This is a genomic window from Sphingorhabdus sp. M41 (genome assembly GCF_001586275.1).
Classification (GTDB): Bacteria; Pseudomonadota; Alphaproteobacteria; order Sphingomonadales; family Sphingomonadaceae; genus Parasphingorhabdus.
The window spans coordinates 1,187,027-1,205,410 of the sequence record NZ_CP014545.1; the positions used below are offsets into that span (position 1 = coordinate 1,187,027).

Sequence of the window (18,384 nt, forward strand, 5' to 3'; positions counted from 1 at the left end):
GGCCAGGGGTGGGCTTGAATATGTGAAATCGCAGTTTTGGTCATGGAGGATAATCCCACCCCTAATCCCTCCCGCAAGCGGGAGGGGGATTTAGGCCGCGTCTTTCCATGCCATCAGATAGCCCATGACATGGGCCAGCTTCTCGCGCAGTTCCTTGCGGTGCACGACCATGTCGATCATGCCGTGCTCGAGCAGATATTCCGCCGTCTGGAACCCTTCGGGCAGTTTCTCGCGTATGGTATTCTCGATCACCCGCTGGCCGGCAAAGCCGATCATGGCGCCGGGTTCGGAAATATGGACGTCGCCGAGCATCGCATAGCTGGCGGTGACGCCGCCGGTGGTAGGATCGGTCAACACGACGATGAACGGGATACCCGCTTCGCGCAGCATCGAGATCGCTACCGTGGTCTTGGGCATTTGCATGAGCGACAATATGCCTTCCTGCATCCGCGCGCCGCCGGCGGCGGTGAAGATGATATAGGGGCATTGGTCCTTCAGCGCCCGCTTGGCACCATCGACAAAGGCCTGACCCACGGCCAGCCCCATCGAACCGCCCATGAAGGCAAAATCCTGTACGCCGACGACGCAGGGAATGCTTTCGATCGTGCCTTTGACGTTGATCAGCGCATCCTGTTCGCCGGTCTTGGTCCGCGCATCTTTCAGCCTGTCGGCATATTTTTTCTGATCTTTGAACTTCAGCGGGTCTTCCAGCACCGGCGCCCAGGGGATCAGCTTCCAGCTGCCTTCGTCCATGATCTGGGCGAAGCGGGTCATCGGACCGATGCGGCCGTGATGCTCGCATTTCGGGCAGATATGCATATTGTCCTCATATTCCTTGAGGAAGACCATTGCTTCGCATTTCTTGCACTTGTGCCAGAGATTGTCGGGCGTTTCGCGCTTGGTGATCGACGCGATCTTGTTGCGGACATTGCTTAGCCAGCTCATATTATCATTCCTCTAGTCCGTTCGCATCGAGCGAAGTCGAGATGCCGTGTTTCGCGGCCTGTGTCTCGACTTCGCTCGACACGAACGGTGTGCGATATCAATTCTTTCCGGCGGCCCTGATAGCATCGGAAAGCGACTTAACATAGTCCCTGACATGCGGCGCTGCGTCTTTGCCATGTTCGGCGACTATCTCCACAATTGCCGAGCCGACGACGACGCCATCCGCTACGCGGGCGATCTCGGCGGTCTGTTCGGGGGTGCGCACGCCAAAGCCAACCGCGACCGGCAGGTCGGTGCCCGCTTTCAGCCGCGTGACCGCTTCTTCGATGCTGGCCTGCGCCGCTTGTTGCTGGCCGGTGATGCCTGCGACGGAGACATAATAGAGAAAGCCCGACGCGTTATTCAATATGGTGGGCAGGCGCTCGGCATCGGTGGTTGGGGTCGCGAGGCGGATCACCGCAACATCCTTGGCGCGCAGCGCGTCGCCGAGGCTTTCGTCTTCCTCAACCGGAATATCGACGCAGATCACCGCATCAACGCCGGCGTCGACGCAGGCATTGGCGAACCACTCGGAGCCCCGGATCGTCATCGGATTGGCATAGCCCATCAGCACCAGCGGCGTGTCGGGGTGACGCTGACGAAATTCCTTCGCCATGTTGAAGATGTCAGCGGTCTTGGTGCCCGCGGCAAGGCTACGGATATCCGCTTCCTGGATCGAGGGGCCGTCGGCCATCGGATCGGTGAACGGCATGCCGAGTTCGATCACATCGGCCCCGCCTTCGACGAGCGCGTCTAGAATGGCGCCGGTATCGGTAGGGGTCGGATCGCCAGCTGTAACGAAGGTGACGAGCGCGGCGCGGTCGGCGGGGAAGGATTGAGAGAGACGAGTCATATCTCGGTTCCCAGCGCTTCGGCGACGGTGAAAATATCCTTGTCGCCGCGACCGCACAAGTTCGCGAGGATGATCTTGTCCCGGTCCATTTTCACCGCTTCGCGCACCACCGCTGCAATCGCATGGCTCGGTTCGAGCGCCGGAATGATGCCTTCGGTGCGGCAAAGCAGCTGGAAGGCGTCAAGTGCTTCTTTGTCGGTGGCGCTGTCATAGTCGACGCGGCCGGATTCCTTGAGCCAGCTATGTTCGGGTCCGATGCCGGGATAGTCGAGGCCGGCGCTGATCGAATGGGCTTCGGTGATCTGGCCATCCTCGTCCTGCAGCAAATAGGTCTTGTTGCCGTGCAAGATACCGGGGCCGCCGCCTGCGAGACTCGCCGCATGTTCTTTGTCGAGACCATGGCCCGCCGCCTCGATGCCGAGCATTTTGACGTCCGGGTCATCCAAGAACGGATGGAACAGGCCGATGGCATTGGAGCCGCCGCCAATGGCTGCGACCAGCATGTCCGGCAAGCGCCCGACGCGGTCGAGCATCTGGGCGCGGGCTTCCTTGCCGATGACGCTTTGAAAATCGCGGACCAGCTCGGGATAGGGATGGGGACCGGCGGCGGTGCCGATGATGTAGAATGTGTCGTGGACATTGGCTACCCAGTCGCGCAAAGCCTCGTTCATCGCATCCTTCAGCGTCGCCGCGCCGCTGGTCACCGGGACGACTTCCGCGCCGAGCAATTTCATCCGGAACAGATTGGGCTTCTGCCGCGCGACATCGGTGGCGCCCATGAAGATGGTGCAGGGTAGGCCAAAGCGGGCGCAGACAGTTGCCGTCGCCACGCCATGCTGACCGGCGCCGGTTTCCGCGATAATCCGTGTCTTGCCCATGCGCATGGCGAGCAGGATCTGGCCGACGCAATTGTTGATCTTGTGCGCGCCGGTATGGTTGAGCTCGTCGCGCTTGAACCAGATTTGCGCGCCTTTGCCTTCCGGCGCATCTTTGCGGACTTCCTCGGTCAGGCTCTCGGCATAATAGAGCGGCGAGGGGCGACCGACATAATTTTGCAGCAGATCGTTGAACTGCTCCCCGAACGCCGGATCGGCCTGCGCCGCGCGATAATGTTTTTCCAGATCGAGGATCAGCGGCATCAAGGTTTCGGCGACATAGCGCCCGCCAAATTCGCCGAAATGGCCGCGATCATCCGGCATGTTGCGGTAGCTGTTGGGTGTGTCGTTCATGAGTTCGATATTTCCGTTCGTGCTGAGCTTGTCGAAGCAGGAACCCTTGCGGCAATCACCCTTCGACAGGCTCAGGGCGAACGGGTCTTACTTGGACGCGTCATAGTCCCGCACCGCTTGGCAAAAGGCGGCGATTCTGTCCACCTGTTTGACGCCGGGCGCGGATTCGACGCCGGAGGACACATCGACCAGCGGGGCTTGCGTAGCCTTGAGCGCATCGGTGACATTGTCCGGATCAAGGCCGCCGGCGAGGCCCCAGTCGAGCTGATGGTCATGATCCGCCAGCAGGGACCAGTCAAAGGAGGTGCCGGTTCCGCCGGGTAGAGCTTTTGCCGGGGCGTCAAACAGCAACCGGTCGGCAGCGCCGACATAGCGGCTGGATTTCGCCAGCGTCGGCTTGTCCTTCACGCCCAGCGCTTTCCAGATTTCAAGGCCGCTATTGTCCGCCACCAGCTTCAGCCAATCCGGGGTCTCGCTGCCGTGGAACTGGATGACGTCGGGTTTGACCGCGCTAATGGCTTTGCCGGTAAGCTTTGGGTCCGCATTGACCAGCAGCAGCACTGTCCTGATCCTGTTGGCAACATATTGACGAAGCTCAGCCGCGCGTTCCAGCGATACATGGCGCGGGCTTTTCTCGAAATGCACGAGGCCGATATGGGTCGCACCGGCTTCGACCGCTGCATCGACGGCGGCTTCGGTGGAGAGGCCGCAGATTTTGATTTTGGTTGTCATATCACACTCTTAAAGGCAGTACAGTGTCGCGGTACGGGACTTTTTATCCATCATCAACCTGACCTCATCGCGAAAACTTGCGATGCTACTCAGCGGCACTAGAAACCGGGTGCTGCCAAATTTTTTAGGATCATCTCGGTCGCGGAGCTCAACAGATAAATCAATATGACCTTGCTCGTTTATCTGGTCGAACAGAATTTTGATAATCGTTTGATGCTCACCGGTTTCTAAAGTCTGTCCCCAACATTCCTCGACTTTAGAAAAATGCTTACTGGGCTGCTCTAAGGCTTGACCAAACTCTACAATGTCTTGCCACTGAACCCAAAAATCAGATTCTAAGCGAGTGAAGCCGTTCACGACTCTCACATACAGCAGACCAAAATCATCGTCAGATGACCATTCATACTCAAGGGTCAGAGATTTTGCTTTTTCTTCCATTCGACAGTCGAGCTAAAGCGTCGCCTCAATCGCCCGCGCTGCCGCGTTGGGATCTTCCGCGCCGGTAATCGGCCGGCCAATCACCAGCACGCTCGCGCCATTGTCGCGCGCCTGCCTTGGTGTCACCGCGCGCTTCTGGTCGCCCATCGTGCCGCCCTTGGTGCGCAGGCCGGGGACGACGAAAAAGCCGTCTTTCCAGATTTTATGCGCTGCGGCCACTTCATTGCCCGAGCAGACGATGCCGTCCAGTCCGGACTCGCGGGCCAGTGCGGCCAGCCGCTCGACCTGGTCATGCGGAGAGCCGCTATAGCCGATCTTGCCCATGTCGCGTTCGTCCAGCGATGTCAGCAGGGTTACGCCGACGACCTTGGTATGTTCGTTTGCCGCCGCCTTGGCGTCTTCCATCATCGCGCGGCCACCAGAGGCGTGGATTGTTACGATCGCGGGTTCCAGAACATTGATCGCCTGCATTGCCTTGGCAACAGTATTGGGAATGTCGTGCAGCTTGAGATCAAGAAAGATCGGCAGATCCAGCTTCTGGATTTCGTGCACGCCATGATGGCCGTGGGCGCAGAAAAATTCGAGGCCGAGTTTCAGGCCGCCGACATGCCCCTTGACCGATTGCGCAATCGTGATGGCCCGGTCGAGGTCGGGCGTGTCGATTGCGACAAAAATCGGATTGGTCATATGCTTGATGCTTTCTCGCTACCGACCGGAGATACGGCCGGTGCGGGTTCTACCGTCGCTGTCGGAGTTGGTGCACGGCTTGGCGCGGGGGTTGGCACCGTCGCCGGCCTTGCGGCATTTTCCAATGTCTTGATCCGGCGCAACATCCGCCATTTGGAGCCCCTAAGGAGCAGCCATGTCGGCACAAAGCCAATCAGGAAAGCGCCGACGACGAAGGTTGAAACCCTCGCTTCGACCACAGCCGCTCCGAGATCCAGCGAAGCCCGTGCCTCATTGGTCCACCAGAAGATGAAGGTTGCAACCAGCAGAAGAACCCAGAACAGGATTTTAATAAATTGCATGCTTCACCTTTTTTCCGTGTGGCAGCTATCCTAGCCTTAAAAATGGCGGGTGGCCAGATGCTAAGACATGATAGGCAAAACCCGCCTATTCGCCGAAGACCCGCGCGAATATTGTGTCGACATGCTTGAAATGATAATCGAGATTGAAGCGTTCCTCGAGCTCTTCGTCCGACAGTTTCGCCGAAACATCGGGATCGGCCTTGAGCAGGTCGAGCAGCGCGATCTCGCCGTCCGATTCCCAGACCTTCATCGCGTTGCGCTGGACGATGCGGTAGCTGTCCTCGCGGCTGATGCCGGCCTGGGTGAGGGCGAGCAGGACGCGCTGCGAATGGACCAGACCGCCCATACGGTCGAGATTTTTCTGCATCCGTTCGGGATAGATCAGCAGCTTGTCGATGACACCGGTCAGGCGAACCAGCGAGAAGTCGAGCGTGATCGTCGCATCCGGTCCGATCATCCGTTCGACCGAACTGTGCGAGATATCGCGCTCGTGCCACAGCGCGACATTTTCCATCGCCGGCAGGGCGTAGCTGCGGACCATCCGGGCGAGGCCGGTCAGGTTTTCGGTCAGGATCGGGTTGCGCTTGTGCGGCATCGCGCTGCTGCCCTTCTGGCCCGGCGAGAAATATTCCTCGGCCTCGAGCACTTCGGTGCGCTGCAGGTGGCGTACTTCGACGGCGAGTCGTTCAACCGACGAGGCAATCACGCCGAGCGTGGCGAAAAATTGGGCATGGCGGTCGCGCGGGATCACCTGGGTGGAGATTGGTTCGACGGTGAGGCCGAGTTTCTCGGCGACATGCTCCTCGACTTTGGGGTCGATATTGGCGAAGGTTCCAACCGCGCCGGAAATCGCACAGGTGGCGATTTCCTTGCGCGCGGCGACCAGCCGTTCACGATTGCGCTCGAATTCGGCATAGGCCTGCGCCAGTTTCAGACCGAAAGTGACCGGTTCGCCGTGAATGCCGTGGCTGCGGCCGATGGTCGGGGTGAACTTATGCTCATAGGCCCGCTTCTTGATCGCTGCGAGCAGGGCATCGATATCGGCCAGCAAAATGTCGGACGCGCGCGCCAGCTGCACGGCGAGACAGGTGTCGAGGACATCGCTCGAGGTCATGCCCTGATGCATGAAGCGCGATTCTTCACCTACATTTTCGGCAACATTGGTCAGGAAGGCGATTACGTCATGCTTCACTTCGCGCTCGATCTCGTCGATCCGCGCCACGTCGAACTTGCCCTTGGCCCAGATCGCTTTTGCCGCTTCCTTCGGTACCACGCCCAGTTCAGCGAGAGCATCGGTGGCGTGCGCTTCAATCTCGAACCAGATCTGGAATTTCGATTCAGGCTCCCAGATGGCAACCATTTCGGGACGGGAATAGCGTGGAATCATGATTGGTCCTTGGACAAAGAGGATGATTACGGCAATGAAGTGCCTTGATTTGCCGTCCCGCTAGCACCTACGAATTGAGTCGGCAATGCAGCGGCAGAAACAGGGAGAATAAAATGCGTCTGGCTATACTCACCGGCGGTGGCGATGTCCCGGGCCTCAATCCCTGCATCCAGTCGATTGCGACATCGGCGTGGCAGCGCGGCTGGGATGTGGTCGGATTGCGCCGGGGATGGGAAGGAGTGCTCGAGATTAATCCGACCAATCCTTGGGCCAGCGAAAACAGCGTGATGATGCTCGACAAGGACCGGGTGCGCGGCATCGACCGGCAGGGCGGCACGATATTACACAGCTCCCGCTGCGATCCGCGCACGACCAAACAGGGCGACCAGACCCAGAAGGTGCTGGACGTGCTTGACGCCCTAAAGGTCGATGTGCTGATCACCATGGGCGGCGATGGCACGCTACGTTTCTCGGCCTATCTGTCGAGCCTCGGCCGCAACGTCATTTCGATTCCCAAGACGATGGACAATGATGTCTATGGTACCGATTATTGTATCGGTTTCTCGACTGCTGTTACCCGCTCGGTGCAGGCGATCAACTCGTTGCGGACCACGGCGGCAAGCCACGAACGGATTGCGGTGATCGAATTGTTCGGCCGGCGATCTGGCGAAACGGCGCTGCTATCCGGATTTCTCTCGCAGGCCGACCGGACGGTGATTGCCGAAGTTCCTGCGGACATTGATGTCCTGCTGCCGCTGTTGCTCAATGACAAGCAAGCCAATCCTGAATCCTACGCGATATGTCTGGTGTCCGAGGGGGCCAGATTATCGGGTGGAACGGATTATGTCGACGAAATCAACAAGTCGAATACAAGCCGAGAAGGTTTGAATATCGGCACGCAGCTGGCGCGGGAGATCGAAGCGCGCAGCGATCAGCGGACGATCGTGCAGGAACTGGCCTATCTGATGCGCGCCGGCGAACCAGATGCGATGGACCGGATGGTCGGCTTTGCCTTTGGCGCGCTGGCGGTGCAGCTGATCGAGCAGGACCGGATGGCCAATATGGTCTGCCTCACCGACGGCAATTACGGCGTCGTGCCGATCGGTACGCTGCTGGAAGACACCAAGGGCGTCAATGTGTCTGGTCTCTATGACGCCACCCAATATCGCCCCAACCTGATTCAGGTCGAAGGCATGCCGATGTTCCTCTACTGACCGGCAACTGTTTCGCTAGATCAAACCCTTTGATCGCAGGGACGTGTGACCGTTGATGCCAATGATGACATGATCATGGACAGCGATGCCAAGCGTTCTGCCAGCGTCACAAATGTCCTTTGTAATCGCGATATCCTGTCGGCTGGGAGTGCTGTCACCGCTCGGATGATTGTGGACGAGGATGATTGCGGCTGATCCCAGGGCCAGCGCGCGTTTGATGACTTCGCGGGTATAGATTGCCGCCTGATCAATCGACCCCTCGCTAACCAGTTCATCCCGGATCAGCCGGTTCTTGCTGTTCAGATGCAGCACCCGGACCCGTTCATGGGACAAATGCGCCATATCGGCCCGCAAATAATCGAGCAGAGCCTGCCAGCTGGACAAGATCGGTTGGGTCCGCACCGGCTCCGAAATCAGGCGCAATGCGGCGATTTGCACAATCTTCAGCGCAGCCACGCTGGTCTCGCCCATGCCGGGGACATTCTTCAGCGCATCGGTGTCGGTAACCAGAAGGCCTGAAAAACTTCCGAATTCCTCGATCAGTTGTTTGGCGAGAGGTTTTGTGTCGCGTCTCGGGATCGCCAGTGCGAGCAGATATTCGACCAGTTCATGGTCGTGCAGGGCATGGCCCTGACCAGTCAATATGCGGTGACGAAGCCGAGCGCGATGACCGCTGATGTGTTTGCGGTCGTCCGCCTGAATTTCAAATCCCGTGGTCATTGACAGCTTATAGCCGGAACAAACCAAGAACTGTGTTGATAAGCGAAAAACAGACCGAAAATGTCCAATGCTCGAACAGACAGCAAAAACTGGTCGGTTCAGACACTTGCACATTGCAACTTAATGCAGACTTCTGCATTTCACCTGCAATGGAAGAAGAAATCGCCAATGACCCCGTCGGTCGCCGCTCCCGGTTTCGACTGTTCGGCGGGATATTGCTTGTTCTGATTCTGCTCGGCCTGATTGCCCTGTGGGTGAGTCGGACGACACTGGCCGACAATTTGGTCAAATCGCAGCTCGAACAGATGGATGTTGCGGCCACTTATGAGATCGAGGAAATCGGGCTCCGCAAACAGGTCATTCGCAATCTGGTCATCGGTGATCCGGAGCGGCCGGATCTGACCGCTGACCTGGTCGAGGTCGGCAACTCGCTGACGCTGGGCGGAGTCGGCATCAACTGGGTCAGCGCGAGCGGCGTGAAGCTGTTCGGGCGGATGGAAAATGGCAAGCTCAGCTTCGGCGAGCTCGACAAATTTACCGATCCGGAAGATGACAGCCCGCTGGCACTGCCGGATATCTGGCTGGGTTTGGCCGACGCGAAGCTTCGGATAGACAGCGATTATGGCGTCATTGGACTGGCACTCAATGGTAAAGGCGAGTTGCACGACGGTTTCAGCGGAGAGATCGCGGCGATCAGCCGAAGCCTGAATGCGGGCGGCTGCGGTCTCCGGAAACCGACCTTCTTTGGCGAAGTGGCAATACGCGGCAAGAAACCGCATCTCGAGGGTCCTTTGCGGCTGCCTTCTGTCACGTGCGATGATCTTGATCTGAGTGCGGATGATTTTGCAGCGCAAGTCTCGGTCGATCTCGGCGTCGATCTGGCGAGTTGGTCCGGCAATGTCGGTCTGGTCGGTGGCCCGTTGCGCTATGCCGACTATAGCAGTCAGGAAATCAAGGCGAGCCTGGAACTGGCCGGTGACTTGAAACAGAGCAGCGGCGATATCGACCTGACCGCCAGCGGTTTGAAATCTCCTTTTGGCAAGGCCGCCGTTTCTCAGATCAAGGGGCCATTTGAAGTCGGTTATGGCGGCGCGCAGATGACGGCCAGCTTTACTGGTCAGCCGGAAATTCGCGGTGCCCAGGTTTCGCAAAATCTTTTGCGGCAGGCCGGGAGCCTGTCTGCTTCCGTCGCGGGGACTCCGGTAGGTCCTATCGCGGACCGGCTGGCGAAAGCCGTTCAGCAGGCCGGAAACCAGTTCGATATATCCAGCGATATAAAATTTTCCAAGACCGCCGACCGGACAACGCTCTCGCTCAATGAACTCGGCGCGCGCTCGCGCTCTGGCGCCACGCTGACACTGAGTGAGCCAATGCTATTGGCCTTTACCGACAAGAATATCAGGATGCTCGCCGACGGTCCCATTCAGCTTGCCGGCGGTGGTTTTCCCAGCGCCAAATTGCTGCTCGACGACGGCAGCCTGTCTCGCGGATTTTCCGGCCGGCTGGAAATGGCCAATTATCAGGTCGGTTCGGCACAGCTGAAGATTCCGGCACTGGCTTTTTCACCGACGAAACAGGGCGGCACCAATATCGACGGGCGGATCATCCTGACCGGACCGCTCGGGGACGGGCAGATTACCGGGCTGCAGGTGCCGGTCAGCGGAAATGTCAGCAGGAATGGCGATTTCGCGCTGTTCCGCCAGTGTATCAACCTGCAATTTGCCAGCCTGCGCACCGCTTCCTTGCGCGCCGGGCCGACCAGCGCGCGCTTGTGTCCGCAGGGCAATGCCATTGTGACCGGCAGCGGATCGGGAGTGAATATCGCGGCCAATGCGCCCTCGCTCAAGCTGAACGGCGCTGTCGGCAACATGCCGCTGGTGATTACGAGCGGCGCGCTGGGTTTTTCCCTGGCGAAAGGTCTGACGGCGCAAAATGTCGGTATCAGGCTGGGCACTGCTGACAGTATGACCAGTTTCGATATGGCGATGCTGAGCGCAGCTTTCGGAAGCACGATCAATGGACGAATAGAAGGTGCTTCCGGGAAGATCGCCAATGTCCCGCTTTTGATGGAAAAGGTCGAAGGCGACTGGCGTTATGAGAATGGCAAATTCCTGGCCGATGCCAGTCTGCTGGTCCGCGATGAGCAACCGGTGGAACGTTTTCGCCCCTTGATCAGCAACGACGTCAAACTGGCTTTCGACGGCAATGATATTGCCGCAACGGGTTGGCTGCGCGAGCCCGATACCCTGATTGAAATTGCTGCCGTGGATATTGTCCATAGTTTGAAGAGCAGCGTGGGCAGGGCGCTGATTGACGTCCAGTCGCTGATGTTCAATGAACGCCTGCAGCCGGAGCAGCTGACTCCGCTGACCCTGGGTGTGATCGCCAATGTCCAAGGGGAAATATCAGGGGTGGGGCGGATCAACTGGGATTCGTCTGAAAATGGCATCAAGAGCACCGGGACGTTCAAGACCCACGGCATGAATCTGGCGGCAGCTTTCGGTCCGGTGACCGGCCTTGCTGGCGAAATTCAATTTTCCGATCTGCTCGCGCTGGAGACCGGCCCGGGCCAGATTGTAAGTCTTTCCGAAGTCAATCCCGGTATTGCCGTGTTCAACGGGCAAATTCGCTACCGCCTGCTTCCGGACTTTAAATTGCAGGTGGAAGCGGGAGAATGGCCTTTTGCCGGTGGCAAATTATATCTTGAGCCGACCATATTGGATTTGAGCGAAGAAGCCGAGCGGCGACTGCAATTCACCGTCGAAGGCGTTGATGCCGCGCAGTTCCTGACTCAGTTTGATTTCGAGAATATGACCGCGACCGGTGTGTTTGATGGCAAGCTGCCGATGGTCTTTGATCAGGATGGCGGCCGGATTGTCGGCGGCTATCTGGTGGCGCGCGACGGCGGTGGTACGCTCGCCTATGTCGGGGAACTGACCTATGAAGATATGGGCACCATGGCGAACTTTGCCTTCAATGCGCTCAAATCGATCAAATATCGTAATCTGACCATTGGCATGGACGGTGATATCGCAGGCGAAATCATCACCCAGGTTAAATTTGACGGGTTGCAGCAGGGCGATGATGCGAGCCGCAATTTCATCACCAAACAGCTGGCTCGCATCCCGATCCAGTTCAACGTCCGCATCCAGGCACCGTTCATGCAATTGATGAGCAGCGCAAAATCCTATTATGAACCGGAAATATTGGTCGGCCAGAATCTGCCAGCGCTGTTGCGGGCGCAGGAGGCCCGGGCAAAGGCAGCAGTGAAGGTTCTCGAAGAAGATGAATAGTCCATTCAGCCGGGGGAAAGCGATGATGCTTTATCAGACAAGTCAATTGACGGATCGATCTTATGGTGCGATTCGTCGCAATATGAGGAGTTTAACCACTGCCGGTTTGATGTTGGGAATATTGACAGGGCTTGCCGCCTGCGTGCAGGTCACTGCCCCGGACAAACCGATTGTCATCAATCTCAATATCAATATCAAGCAGGAAGTGGTGTATCGCCTCGACGGTGATGCAAAAGACCTGATCAACCAAGAAGCGGATATTTTCTAATGTTTGACTATGTAAAGAAAAACAAGGCTTTGGCTGTAATCGGCGGGCTGGTTTTGACCGCAGTCGTGGCTGTACCGGTCATGGCGCAACGCGATCCCGCCTATGAAGCGGCCCGGTCGTCGGGCGCGATTGGCGAAAAGCCTGATGGCTATCTTGGCTATGTGAAGTCGCCTTCACCGGCGATCAAGGCGCTGGTCGAGGATATCAATATCAAGCGCAAGGCGGCCTATACCCGCAAGGCGCAGGAAACCAATTCGACGGTCGAGCAGTTCGCTTTCACCTCGGGCTGCAACCTGATCATGCGGACCGCGGCTGGTGAAAAATATCAGACGCCGGCCGGGACCTGGAACACGCGGGACAGTTCTGATCCGGTGCGGGATTCTCGCTGCCCCTGAGCCAGAGTATAAAATCAATGACGGGAAGGCGTGCCAGCTAGTCTGGCGCGCCTTTTTCTTTTTCATTGCCGAATGACCCGCTGACCAGATGCAGGTCGCGCTGAGGGAAGGGGATGGCGATGCCATATTTGCTCAGCGCCGTTTCAATCTCCCAGCAATAGGTCGCATGAACCTTGCCCGGCTTCTTGGTCGCTTCGTCGGTCAGCCAGACGATCAGTTCGAAATCAAGGCTGCTGTCGCCAAATCCGACCAGCCAGACATCAGGCTTGCGGTTCTTGAAGCCCTTCAGGGTGAATTCGACATTGTCGGCCGCTTCCAATATCGCCTTTTTAACCAGATCCTTGTCGGTTCCATAGGCGACGCCGACTGGCACGTGCATGCGGCGCTTGGCTTCCCGCAAGGTCCAGTTGATCACCCGTTTGTTGATGAATTCCGAATTGGGGACCAGCATGTCGATATTGTCGTTGGTGGTGATCAGGGTGCTGCGGACGTTGATTTCCCGCACTTCGCCGGTGATGCCGCTTTCCAGATCGACAAAATCTCCGACCTTGAGCGTTTTTTCGAGAATGATGATGATGCCGGCGACGAAATTGGAGAAAATCGACTGCAGGCCAAAGCCGATGCCGACACCGAGAGCGCCGGTGAACACGGCGAATGCGGTGAGGTCGATGCCGATCATGTTGAGCGCGATGAAAATGGCGATGCCGATCATCAAGATGCGGACCAGTTGACCGAACAGCCCGCGGACCGAGGGGGTCATTCGCTCGGACTTGCTCAGCCGCGTTTCAATGAGGCGGGAGAAAAAGGAGGCACCCCAAACAAGCGCAACCGCGATCACCAGAACCTTGAATATATCGAGGAGGGAAAGATCCTCGCCCAACGGTAATACAAGACTGTCGATAAATTCGATCAGCGGCGTGAACAGGCGCACCACCACCAGCAGTGCCCCGATTATTGTCAGAACGATGATCGTCCAGCGCCACAACGGATCACGGCTGGTCAGGGCGAAGGTGCGAATGATGAGCGTTGCGACGAGCGCCGCGCCGACTATCCGCATATAGTCCACCGGAATGCCGCGTCCGGCGAAGCCCGAGATGATCAGCCAGATAATCGTGGAAGCAATGAGCGGAAAGACCAGCGTAGCCGAGACGGCTTCATATTTTCCGCCGCGAAAACTCTCAGCCAGATCGGCAAAGAAGCCGCCGGTCGCGGCCCGTAATATGCGGGTAAAAATGAAGCCGAGCGCGAGCGCGACAACGATCCCGCCCAGCTGCAACCAGATTGTGCCTGACAGCAGCTCCGCCTGCATGCGCAGTAAGAAGGAGGAAAAAAACGTGCTGATGTCGCGAAAGCCTTCGCCGATATCCTGAATCGACGGGACATCGGTTATGTCCGGTATGGTATTCGCTAGGGCAAGAAAGTGCACGATCATATTTTCATATCCATTTCAGGCGCCGGAGTACGTAAACTTCGGTGACCATCAATATCGTCATGATGGCGCAGGTGATCCAGAACGCCACATTGCTGTTCACCCCGGGCATGCCGCCGACATTGATGCCGAGCAACCCGGTCAGAAAACTGAGCGGCAGGAAAATGGCGGCGACAATGGACAAGGCGTACATCGTCCGGTTCATCGATTCCGCCATTTTGTTGGCCAGTTCGTCCAGCACCACGATCGCCCGGTCGCGCGCCGCATCCAGATCTTCCAGATAGCGCAGCGTCCGGTCGGCGGTTTCCCGCAATGCCATGCGGTGACTGGGCGTGAGCCAGTCCGGTGCATCATATTGCAAATTGGCCAGCGCTTCACGTTGCGGAGACAAATAACGGCGCAAAGCCACAGTATCCTGGCGCGATTCGGCGATTTTGCTACGCAATCTGGTTGGTTGTTCGGTATCAACCTGCGCTTCCAAGGCATCGAGCCGGTCTTCCAGTTCGATAATGACATCGTTGATTTTCAGGGACAGTCGCTCCGAAAGAGCAACGAACAGATCGGCAGTCGTTTCGGCCCCATGCGCGCCATCGACAATCTCTGAAAGCACATCGCGGGGTGTCATCAGCCTCTCGTAGCGCACCGTGATGATCCGCTTTGGCTCCACCCACATGCGCAGGGCAACCATGTCCTCGGGTTCGGCACCTTCGTTGAGATTGACGCCGCGCAGGATCACCAGCAGCCCGTCGTCAACCCGCAGGCTGCGGGGGCGTGACTCCTTGGCCAGCAAGGCACCGACCACGGGGGCAGGGATCCCGGATTTTTCGCGCAACCATGTTTCCGCCCGCTCAGAAACATTGTCGAGATGGAGCCAGAGCGGATTTTTTTCGGTGTCGGTCGCTTCGATTTCCGCCCAATCGCACAGTCTTCCGCCGCCTTTGCCGTCCAATATGCATCCGAACAACAGCCCGTCTTCCGGTTCGATGTCATGCACGCGGGAATTTATCACGGCTTTGCTATTCACTGGCTGCTCCTGCTTGCGATCTGGCCCTTTCATTTTGCGTCGCCCTGATTATTTTCCATCGGGCGGTCGCTGCGAACTCATTTCGCCGGCAGCGATTGCCGTAGCATGATGCTGGCGCCAGCTTTGTGCCTCGATGAATATCCGCTTCACTTGCGGAAATTCGTGTTTGATCGTCTTTTCAAAATCGGTAATCGCCTGTTCGACCTTGTCGGCGGTCAAACTGTCATCAAAATCGACACTGGCTGCCAGCAATATATCTTCCGGCCCCATATGCATGGTCAATATTTCATTGAGCCCGGTGATCCTCTTGTCATCGGACACCACAGCGCGGATCCCGGCGACCACTTCCGGGGAAGCGCCTTCGCCAATCAGCAGGCCCTTGCTTTCATAAGCCAGTAGCAACGCGACAAAGGCCAGAACAACGCCGATGCAAATCGACGCAATGCCATCGAGTATCGGCATATTGAAATATTGTGAGGCGAATATGCCGGCAAATGCGATGATCAATCCCGCCATTGCGGCGCTGTCCTCGAACAGGATCGTGAAAACCGTCGGGTCCTTTGAGTTGCGCACGGCCGCATACCAGGACTGGTCCCCTCGCGTGCGCCGGAATTCCCGAAAGGCTACCCACCAGGCCGCGCCTTCGAATAGCATCGCCAAGCCCAGAACCGCGTAAGACCATATTGGCGATTCCACCGGGTGCGGATTGTAAAGACTTTGCACGCCTTCGTAGATGGAAATTCCGGCACCAACCGCGAAGATCAATATCGCCACCACGAAGGTCCAGAAATATAATTCCATGCCATAGCCGAATGGATGTTTCTCATCAGGCGGACGTACGGCGCGTTTAAGGCCGAACAGAATCAATAGCTGGTTGCCGCTGTCGACAACCGAATGGACGCCTTCGCTGAACATGGCGGAGCTGCCGGTGACGGAAGCCGCCACAAATTTGGAAACGGCAATCAGGCTGTTGCCAGCCAATGCCGCGTAAATAACCGTCTTCGAACCTGATGCCATAAACGCGGCTCCCTTGCCTTGTGCAGGCAGCCTTCCACCACAATCTGTCTCGCGTCAAGAAAATGGCCGATGACGAAAGGTCCCTCCGGGCCATTCTCCCGATCGTTCCGCAGCGCCTTTTTTTGTCCGAATGCCGGCCTGAATGTCTCTCGAATTTGCCCGCTTAATCCATGTAATTTCTGCGTTGCAGCATTGCTGTTGACTTGGGCTCGCTGCTTTCCTAAACGGACCGCGCCTTGGCGGGTCGGCCTGCTGTTGTTTATGGCTCTTTTTGGCGCTCTTCGGGGCTTTTTAAGGGGTTGTAATGGCAGTAAGCGAATCTGATCAGGATCCCCTCGAAGAGGATGTGCGGGTTTCATCGCTGGAAGAGCGGCTGGAATCGGCGCAGAATAGAGAGCGGATCAAAGCGGGGCACCGGAGCAAGGGGCCAGACGAAAGTCAGGGGCTCGGCGCAAGGGTGCTAAGCTATTTAATTGGAGGCGTGGCTGCCGGTTTTTTGATTGGGTGGATTTTCGACACCTGGTTGGGAACGACGCCATTGTTCCTGTTGCTATTCTTCTTCCTCGGAACGGGAGTAGCGTTCAGGAAAATTTATGTGATTGCGAGCCAGCCGGTAGACGATATCGGAACGGCGATAACAGATGATGATTGACGATCAGGGGTTAAATTAGTGGCTACCGAAGGCAAAATTGATCCTATGCACCAATTCGAAGTGCAGCCCATCTTTGATGGCTTCACTTTATTTGGTCAGCAGATCAATTTCACCAACAGCGCGCTTTGGATGTTTCTTGTCCTTGGCCTGCTTTATGTATTCATGATCGGCGGTATGAAGCGCGAGCTCGTTCCCGGTCGCTGGCAGGTCATGGTTGAGGGTATTGTCGGATTTATCGACAATCTCATCCTCAACAGCATCGGTCCCAATGGCAAGAAATATACGCCCTGGATCTTCACCCTGTTCATGTTCATTCTATTTTCGAACCTGCTCGGCATGATGCCCTTTGGTATCATTCCCGGTGTTCATCCGTTCACCGTTACCAGCCAGTTCACGGTTACCGGCCTGTTGGCAGCGATCAGCTTTTCGATCGTGCTGATTGTGGGCTTCTGGAAACATGGCTTTAAATTTTTCAGCCTGTTCATTCCCCATGGCACGCCGGTACCGATGATTCCGCTGATTTTCATGGTCGAAGTGCTTTCCTTCCTCGTTCGCCCGTTCAGCCTCGCGCTGCGACTGTTTGTTGCGATGATCGCTGGCCATATCCTGATCAAGGTGTTCGCGAGCTTTGTCGTTCAGGCTATTGACGCAGGCGGTGCCAGCTGGGGTATCGCGCTTCTCAGCATCATCTTCATCGCCTTCGTCAGTGCGCTGGAACTTCTGGTCTGTGCCATTCAAGCCTATGTTTTCGCTCTGCTCACAACATTGTACATCAATGATGCGGAAAATCTTCACTAAGTCACTTTCAATCCTAGTTTCACAATACGGAGTTTAAAAATGAATCTCGCTTCTGCACAAGTAATCGGCGCTGGCCTTGCTGCCATCGGTATCGGAGTTTCTGCTGCTGGTGTTGGTAACGTCTTCGCTTCCTTCCTCGAAGGCGCTTTGCGTAACCCATCTGCGGCTGACGGCCAGCAGGGTCGTCTGTTCATCGGCTTTGCTGCTGCTGAATTGCTTGGTCTGATCGCCTTTGCCGTTGCAATGATGATCCTTTACGCTCCACCAGCTGACAATTCGGTTGAAGTCGTTGCAGTGGAAGCTGCAGCGGTCGACGCGCCAGCTGCAGTAGAAGCACCGGCAGCTGCACCAGCAGAATAATCATCAGAGCGGGTTGGCGTTGCCGACCCGCTCTAACTTGCCGATTTTGCTTTTCGAAACATCAGGTGAATAATGCCTCAAATTAGTCAGCTTATGGAAGTCTACGGCAGCCAGTTTTTCTGGTTGCTGATCGTCATTGGCATAATCTATTTCGGCATTGCCAGAAATATGGTGCCGAAGATCAGCAAAACCGTCGATGACCGTCAAAAACGGATTTCCGACGACCTCGCTGCGGCGCAGGCCGGGCAGAACAAGGCCGAGCAGATCGAAGCCGACTATCGAGCCAGTATCGATGATGCGCGGGCCGATGCGGTTGCCAAGGTCAGCGAAGCCAGAGCGCTTGCGACGAAAAAGAATGAGGCAGCCGTCAAGCGCGCGGATGCCGCGATTGGCAAAAAAGCCGATGAAGCGGATCTCGCCCTGAAGACAGCCAAGAGCAATGCGCTCAAGGAAATTGAGGCCGTGGCAGCGGAAGCGGCACAAGCCATCGTGAAGACGGTTTCCGGTGCCAAGGTTACTGCAACCGATGCAAAAAAGGCGGTCAAGGCCGCTTTCTGAGCGCC

Annotated in this window: 19 protein-coding genes and 1 pseudogene; 8 read left to right on the top strand and 12 right to left on the bottom strand. The window is 57.1% G+C overall.

All coding sequences use genetic code 11. The annotated features are described in order from the left end of the window. Positions 1-90: 90 nt before the first annotated feature. The 8 genes from accD to purB form a co-directional block, all read right to left on the bottom strand. Positions 91-945, bottom strand: coding sequence for an acetyl-CoA carboxylase, carboxyltransferase subunit beta (accD, locus tag AZE99_RS05715; protein ID WP_067198791.1), 855 nt, complete (start codon positions 943-945; stop codon positions 91-93). 97 nt (positions 946-1,042) lie between these two features. Further along, a complete protein-coding gene (trpA, locus tag AZE99_RS05720) occupies positions 1,043-1,837 on the bottom strand; it encodes a tryptophan synthase subunit alpha (RefSeq protein ID WP_067198793.1) in 795 nt (264 codons plus the stop codon). After that, complete coding sequence (gene trpB, locus AZE99_RS05725; RefSeq protein WP_067198795.1) at positions 1,834-3,066, bottom strand: tryptophan synthase subunit beta; 1,233 nt, start codon at positions 3,064-3,066, stop codon at positions 1,834-1,836. Before trpB ends, trpA begins: the two co-directional genes overlap by 4 nt. 87 nt (positions 3,067-3,153) lie before the next feature. Continuing rightward, complete coding sequence (locus AZE99_RS05730) at positions 3,154-3,798, bottom strand: phosphoribosylanthranilate isomerase (RefSeq protein WP_067198797.1); 645 nt, start codon at positions 3,796-3,798, stop codon at positions 3,154-3,156. Positions 3,799-3,807: 9 nt separating this feature from the next. After that, positions 3,808-4,236 (bottom strand): hypothetical protein, encoded by a 429-nt coding sequence (locus AZE99_RS05735; RefSeq protein ID WP_067198799.1) that lies wholly within the window; start codon positions 4,234-4,236, stop codon positions 3,808-3,810. Positions 4,237-4,248: 12 nt separating this feature from the next. Further along, positions 4,249-4,923 carry an orotidine-5'-phosphate decarboxylase gene (gene pyrF / locus AZE99_RS05740; protein WP_067198800.1) on the bottom strand — a complete coding sequence of 225 codons (675 nt, stop codon included), beginning with the start codon at positions 4,921-4,923 and terminating at the stop codon, positions 4,249-4,251. Then, positions 4,920-5,264: a LapA family protein gene (locus tag AZE99_RS05745; RefSeq protein ID WP_067198802.1), complete on the bottom strand. Its 345-nt coding sequence runs from the start codon at positions 5,262-5,264 to the stop codon at positions 4,920-4,922. Before AZE99_RS05745 ends, pyrF begins: the two co-directional genes overlap by 4 nt. Before the next feature lie 85 nt (positions 5,265-5,349). After that, positions 5,350-6,651, bottom strand: coding sequence for an adenylosuccinate lyase (purB, locus tag AZE99_RS05750; RefSeq protein ID WP_067198803.1), 1,302 nt, complete (start codon positions 6,649-6,651; stop codon positions 5,350-5,352). A 113-nt stretch (positions 6,652-6,764) separates the two neighbouring features. On the opposite strand from purB, the gene AZE99_RS05755 reads away from it, so the two are divergent. Then, the gene (locus AZE99_RS05755; RefSeq protein ID WP_067198805.1) at positions 6,765-7,865 is read left to right on the top strand and encodes a 6-phosphofructokinase; all 1,101 of its coding nucleotides are present in this window, start codon (positions 6,765-6,767) and stop codon (positions 7,863-7,865) included. A 15-nt stretch (positions 7,866-7,880) separates the two neighbouring features. On the opposite strand, the gene radC is transcribed toward AZE99_RS05755, so the two are convergent. Then, complete coding sequence (radC, locus tag AZE99_RS05760) at positions 7,881-8,585, bottom strand: RadC family protein (RefSeq protein ID WP_067198806.1); 705 nt, start codon at positions 8,583-8,585, stop codon at positions 7,881-7,883. 149 nt (positions 8,586-8,734) lie between these two features. Here radC and AZE99_RS05765 point away from each other — a divergent pair, with 149 nt between their 5' ends. Genes AZE99_RS05765 through AZE99_RS05775 form a run of 3 tightly spaced genes read left to right on the top strand, consistent with a single transcriptional unit; the run spans position 8,735 to position 12,541 of the window. Continuing rightward, entirely contained in the window at positions 8,735-11,878 is a 3,144-nt protein-coding gene (locus AZE99_RS05765) for an intermembrane phospholipid transport protein YdbH family protein (RefSeq protein WP_067198808.1), read from the top strand. A gap of 22 nt (positions 11,879-11,900) precedes the next feature. Further along, the gene (locus tag AZE99_RS05770; RefSeq protein ID WP_231862700.1) at positions 11,901-12,146 is read left to right on the top strand and encodes a YnbE family lipoprotein; all 246 of its coding nucleotides are present in this window, start codon (positions 11,901-11,903) and stop codon (positions 12,144-12,146) included. Beyond that, positions 12,146-12,541 (top strand): YdbL family protein, encoded by a 396-nt coding sequence (locus tag AZE99_RS05775; RefSeq protein ID WP_067198810.1) that lies wholly within the window; start codon positions 12,146-12,148, stop codon positions 12,539-12,541. Before AZE99_RS05770 ends, AZE99_RS05775 begins: the two co-directional genes overlap by 1 nt. A 37-nt stretch (positions 12,542-12,578) precedes the next feature. Here the strand turns inward: AZE99_RS05775 and AZE99_RS16270 are convergent, their stop codons facing one another. Genes AZE99_RS16270 through AZE99_RS05790 form a run of 3 tightly spaced genes read right to left on the bottom strand, consistent with a single transcriptional unit; the run spans position 12,579 to position 16,011 of the window. Beyond that, entirely contained in the window at positions 12,579-13,973 is a 1,395-nt protein-coding gene (locus tag AZE99_RS16270) for a mechanosensitive ion channel family protein (RefSeq protein WP_067198812.1), read from the bottom strand. 4 nt (positions 13,974-13,977) lie between these two features. Beyond that, positions 13,978-14,994: a zinc transporter ZntB gene (locus AZE99_RS05785; protein ID WP_197460261.1), complete on the bottom strand. Its 1,017-nt coding sequence runs from the start codon at positions 14,992-14,994 to the stop codon at positions 13,978-13,980. Between the two features lie 48 nt (positions 14,995-15,042). Beyond that, complete coding sequence (locus AZE99_RS05790; RefSeq protein WP_067198816.1) at positions 15,043-16,011, bottom strand: cation diffusion facilitator family transporter; 969 nt, start codon at positions 16,009-16,011, stop codon at positions 15,043-15,045. Between the two features lie 304 nt (positions 16,012-16,315). Between AZE99_RS05790 and AZE99_RS05795 the strand changes: the two genes are divergently transcribed. From AZE99_RS05795 to AZE99_RS05810, 4 genes and pseudogenes are all read left to right on the top strand, one after another. Beyond that, the gene (locus tag AZE99_RS05795) at positions 16,316-16,663 is read left to right on the top strand and encodes an AtpZ/AtpI family protein (protein ID WP_067198818.1); all 348 of its coding nucleotides are present in this window, start codon (positions 16,316-16,318) and stop codon (positions 16,661-16,663) included. A gap of 45 nt (positions 16,664-16,708) precedes the next feature. After that, the gene (locus AZE99_RS05800; RefSeq protein ID WP_197460262.1) at positions 16,709-17,461 is read left to right on the top strand and encodes a F0F1 ATP synthase subunit A; all 753 of its coding nucleotides are present in this window, start codon (positions 16,709-16,711) and stop codon (positions 17,459-17,461) included. A gap of 39 nt (positions 17,462-17,500) precedes the next feature. Further along, positions 17,501-17,719 (top strand): annotated as a pseudogene (locus tag AZE99_RS05805) (F0F1 ATP synthase subunit C); the annotation flags it as partial. A 174-nt stretch (positions 17,720-17,893) separates the two neighbouring features. Next, complete coding sequence (locus AZE99_RS05810) at positions 17,894-18,379, top strand: F0F1 ATP synthase subunit B family protein (protein WP_067198821.1); 486 nt, start codon at positions 17,894-17,896, stop codon at positions 18,377-18,379. Positions 18,380-18,384: the final 5 nt, after the last annotated feature.

Excerpts from the sequence above, each read along its gene's own strand:
- accD (WP_067198791.1), bottom strand. The coding sequence starts at position 945 with ATGAGCTGGCTAAGCAATGTCCGCAACAAGATCGCGTCGATCACCAAG.
- trpA (WP_067198793.1), bottom strand. The coding sequence starts at position 1,837 with ATGACTCGTCTCTCTCAATCCTTCCCCGCCGACCGCGCCGCGCTCGTC.
- trpB (WP_067198795.1), bottom strand. The coding sequence starts at position 3,066 with ATGAACGACACACCCAACAGCTACCGCAACATGCCGGATGATCGCGGC.
- AZE99_RS05730 (WP_067198797.1), bottom strand. The coding sequence starts at position 3,798 with ATGACAACCAAAATCAAAATCTGCGGCCTCTCCACCGAAGCCGCCGTC.
- AZE99_RS05735 (WP_067198799.1), bottom strand. The coding sequence starts at position 4,236 with ATGGAAGAAAAAGCAAAATCTCTGACCCTTGAGTATGAATGGTCATCT.
- pyrF (WP_067198800.1), bottom strand. The coding sequence starts at position 4,923 with ATGACCAATCCGATTTTTGTCGCAATCGACACGCCCGACCTCGACCGG.
- AZE99_RS05745 (WP_067198802.1), bottom strand. The coding sequence starts at position 5,264 with ATGCAATTTATTAAAATCCTGTTCTGGGTTCTTCTGCTGGTTGCAACC.
- purB (WP_067198803.1), bottom strand. The coding sequence starts at position 6,651 with ATGATTCCACGCTATTCCCGTCCCGAAATGGTTGCCATCTGGGAGCCT.
- AZE99_RS05755 (WP_067198805.1), top strand. The coding sequence starts at position 6,765 with ATGCGTCTGGCTATACTCACCGGCGGTGGCGATGTCCCGGGCCTCAAT.
- radC (WP_067198806.1), bottom strand. The coding sequence starts at position 8,585 with ATGACCACGGGATTTGAAATTCAGGCGGACGACCGCAAACACATCAGC.
- AZE99_RS05765 (WP_067198808.1), top strand. The coding sequence starts at position 8,735 with ATGGAAGAAGAAATCGCCAATGACCCCGTCGGTCGCCGCTCCCGGTTT.
- AZE99_RS05770 (WP_231862700.1), top strand. The coding sequence starts at position 11,901 with ATGATGCTTTATCAGACAAGTCAATTGACGGATCGATCTTATGGTGCG.
- AZE99_RS05775 (WP_067198810.1), top strand. The coding sequence starts at position 12,146 with ATGTTTGACTATGTAAAGAAAAACAAGGCTTTGGCTGTAATCGGCGGG.
- AZE99_RS16270 (WP_067198812.1), bottom strand. The coding sequence starts at position 13,973 with ATGATCGTGCACTTTCTTGCCCTAGCGAATACCATACCGGACATAACC.
- AZE99_RS05790 (WP_067198816.1), bottom strand. The coding sequence starts at position 16,011 with ATGGCATCAGGTTCGAAGACGGTTATTTACGCGGCATTGGCTGGCAAC.
- AZE99_RS05795 (WP_067198818.1), top strand. The coding sequence starts at position 16,316 with ATGGCAGTAAGCGAATCTGATCAGGATCCCCTCGAAGAGGATGTGCGG.
- AZE99_RS05800 (WP_197460262.1), top strand. The coding sequence starts at position 16,709 with ATGCACCAATTCGAAGTGCAGCCCATCTTTGATGGCTTCACTTTATTT.
- AZE99_RS05810 (WP_067198821.1), top strand. The coding sequence starts at position 17,894 with ATGCCTCAAATTAGTCAGCTTATGGAAGTCTACGGCAGCCAGTTTTTC.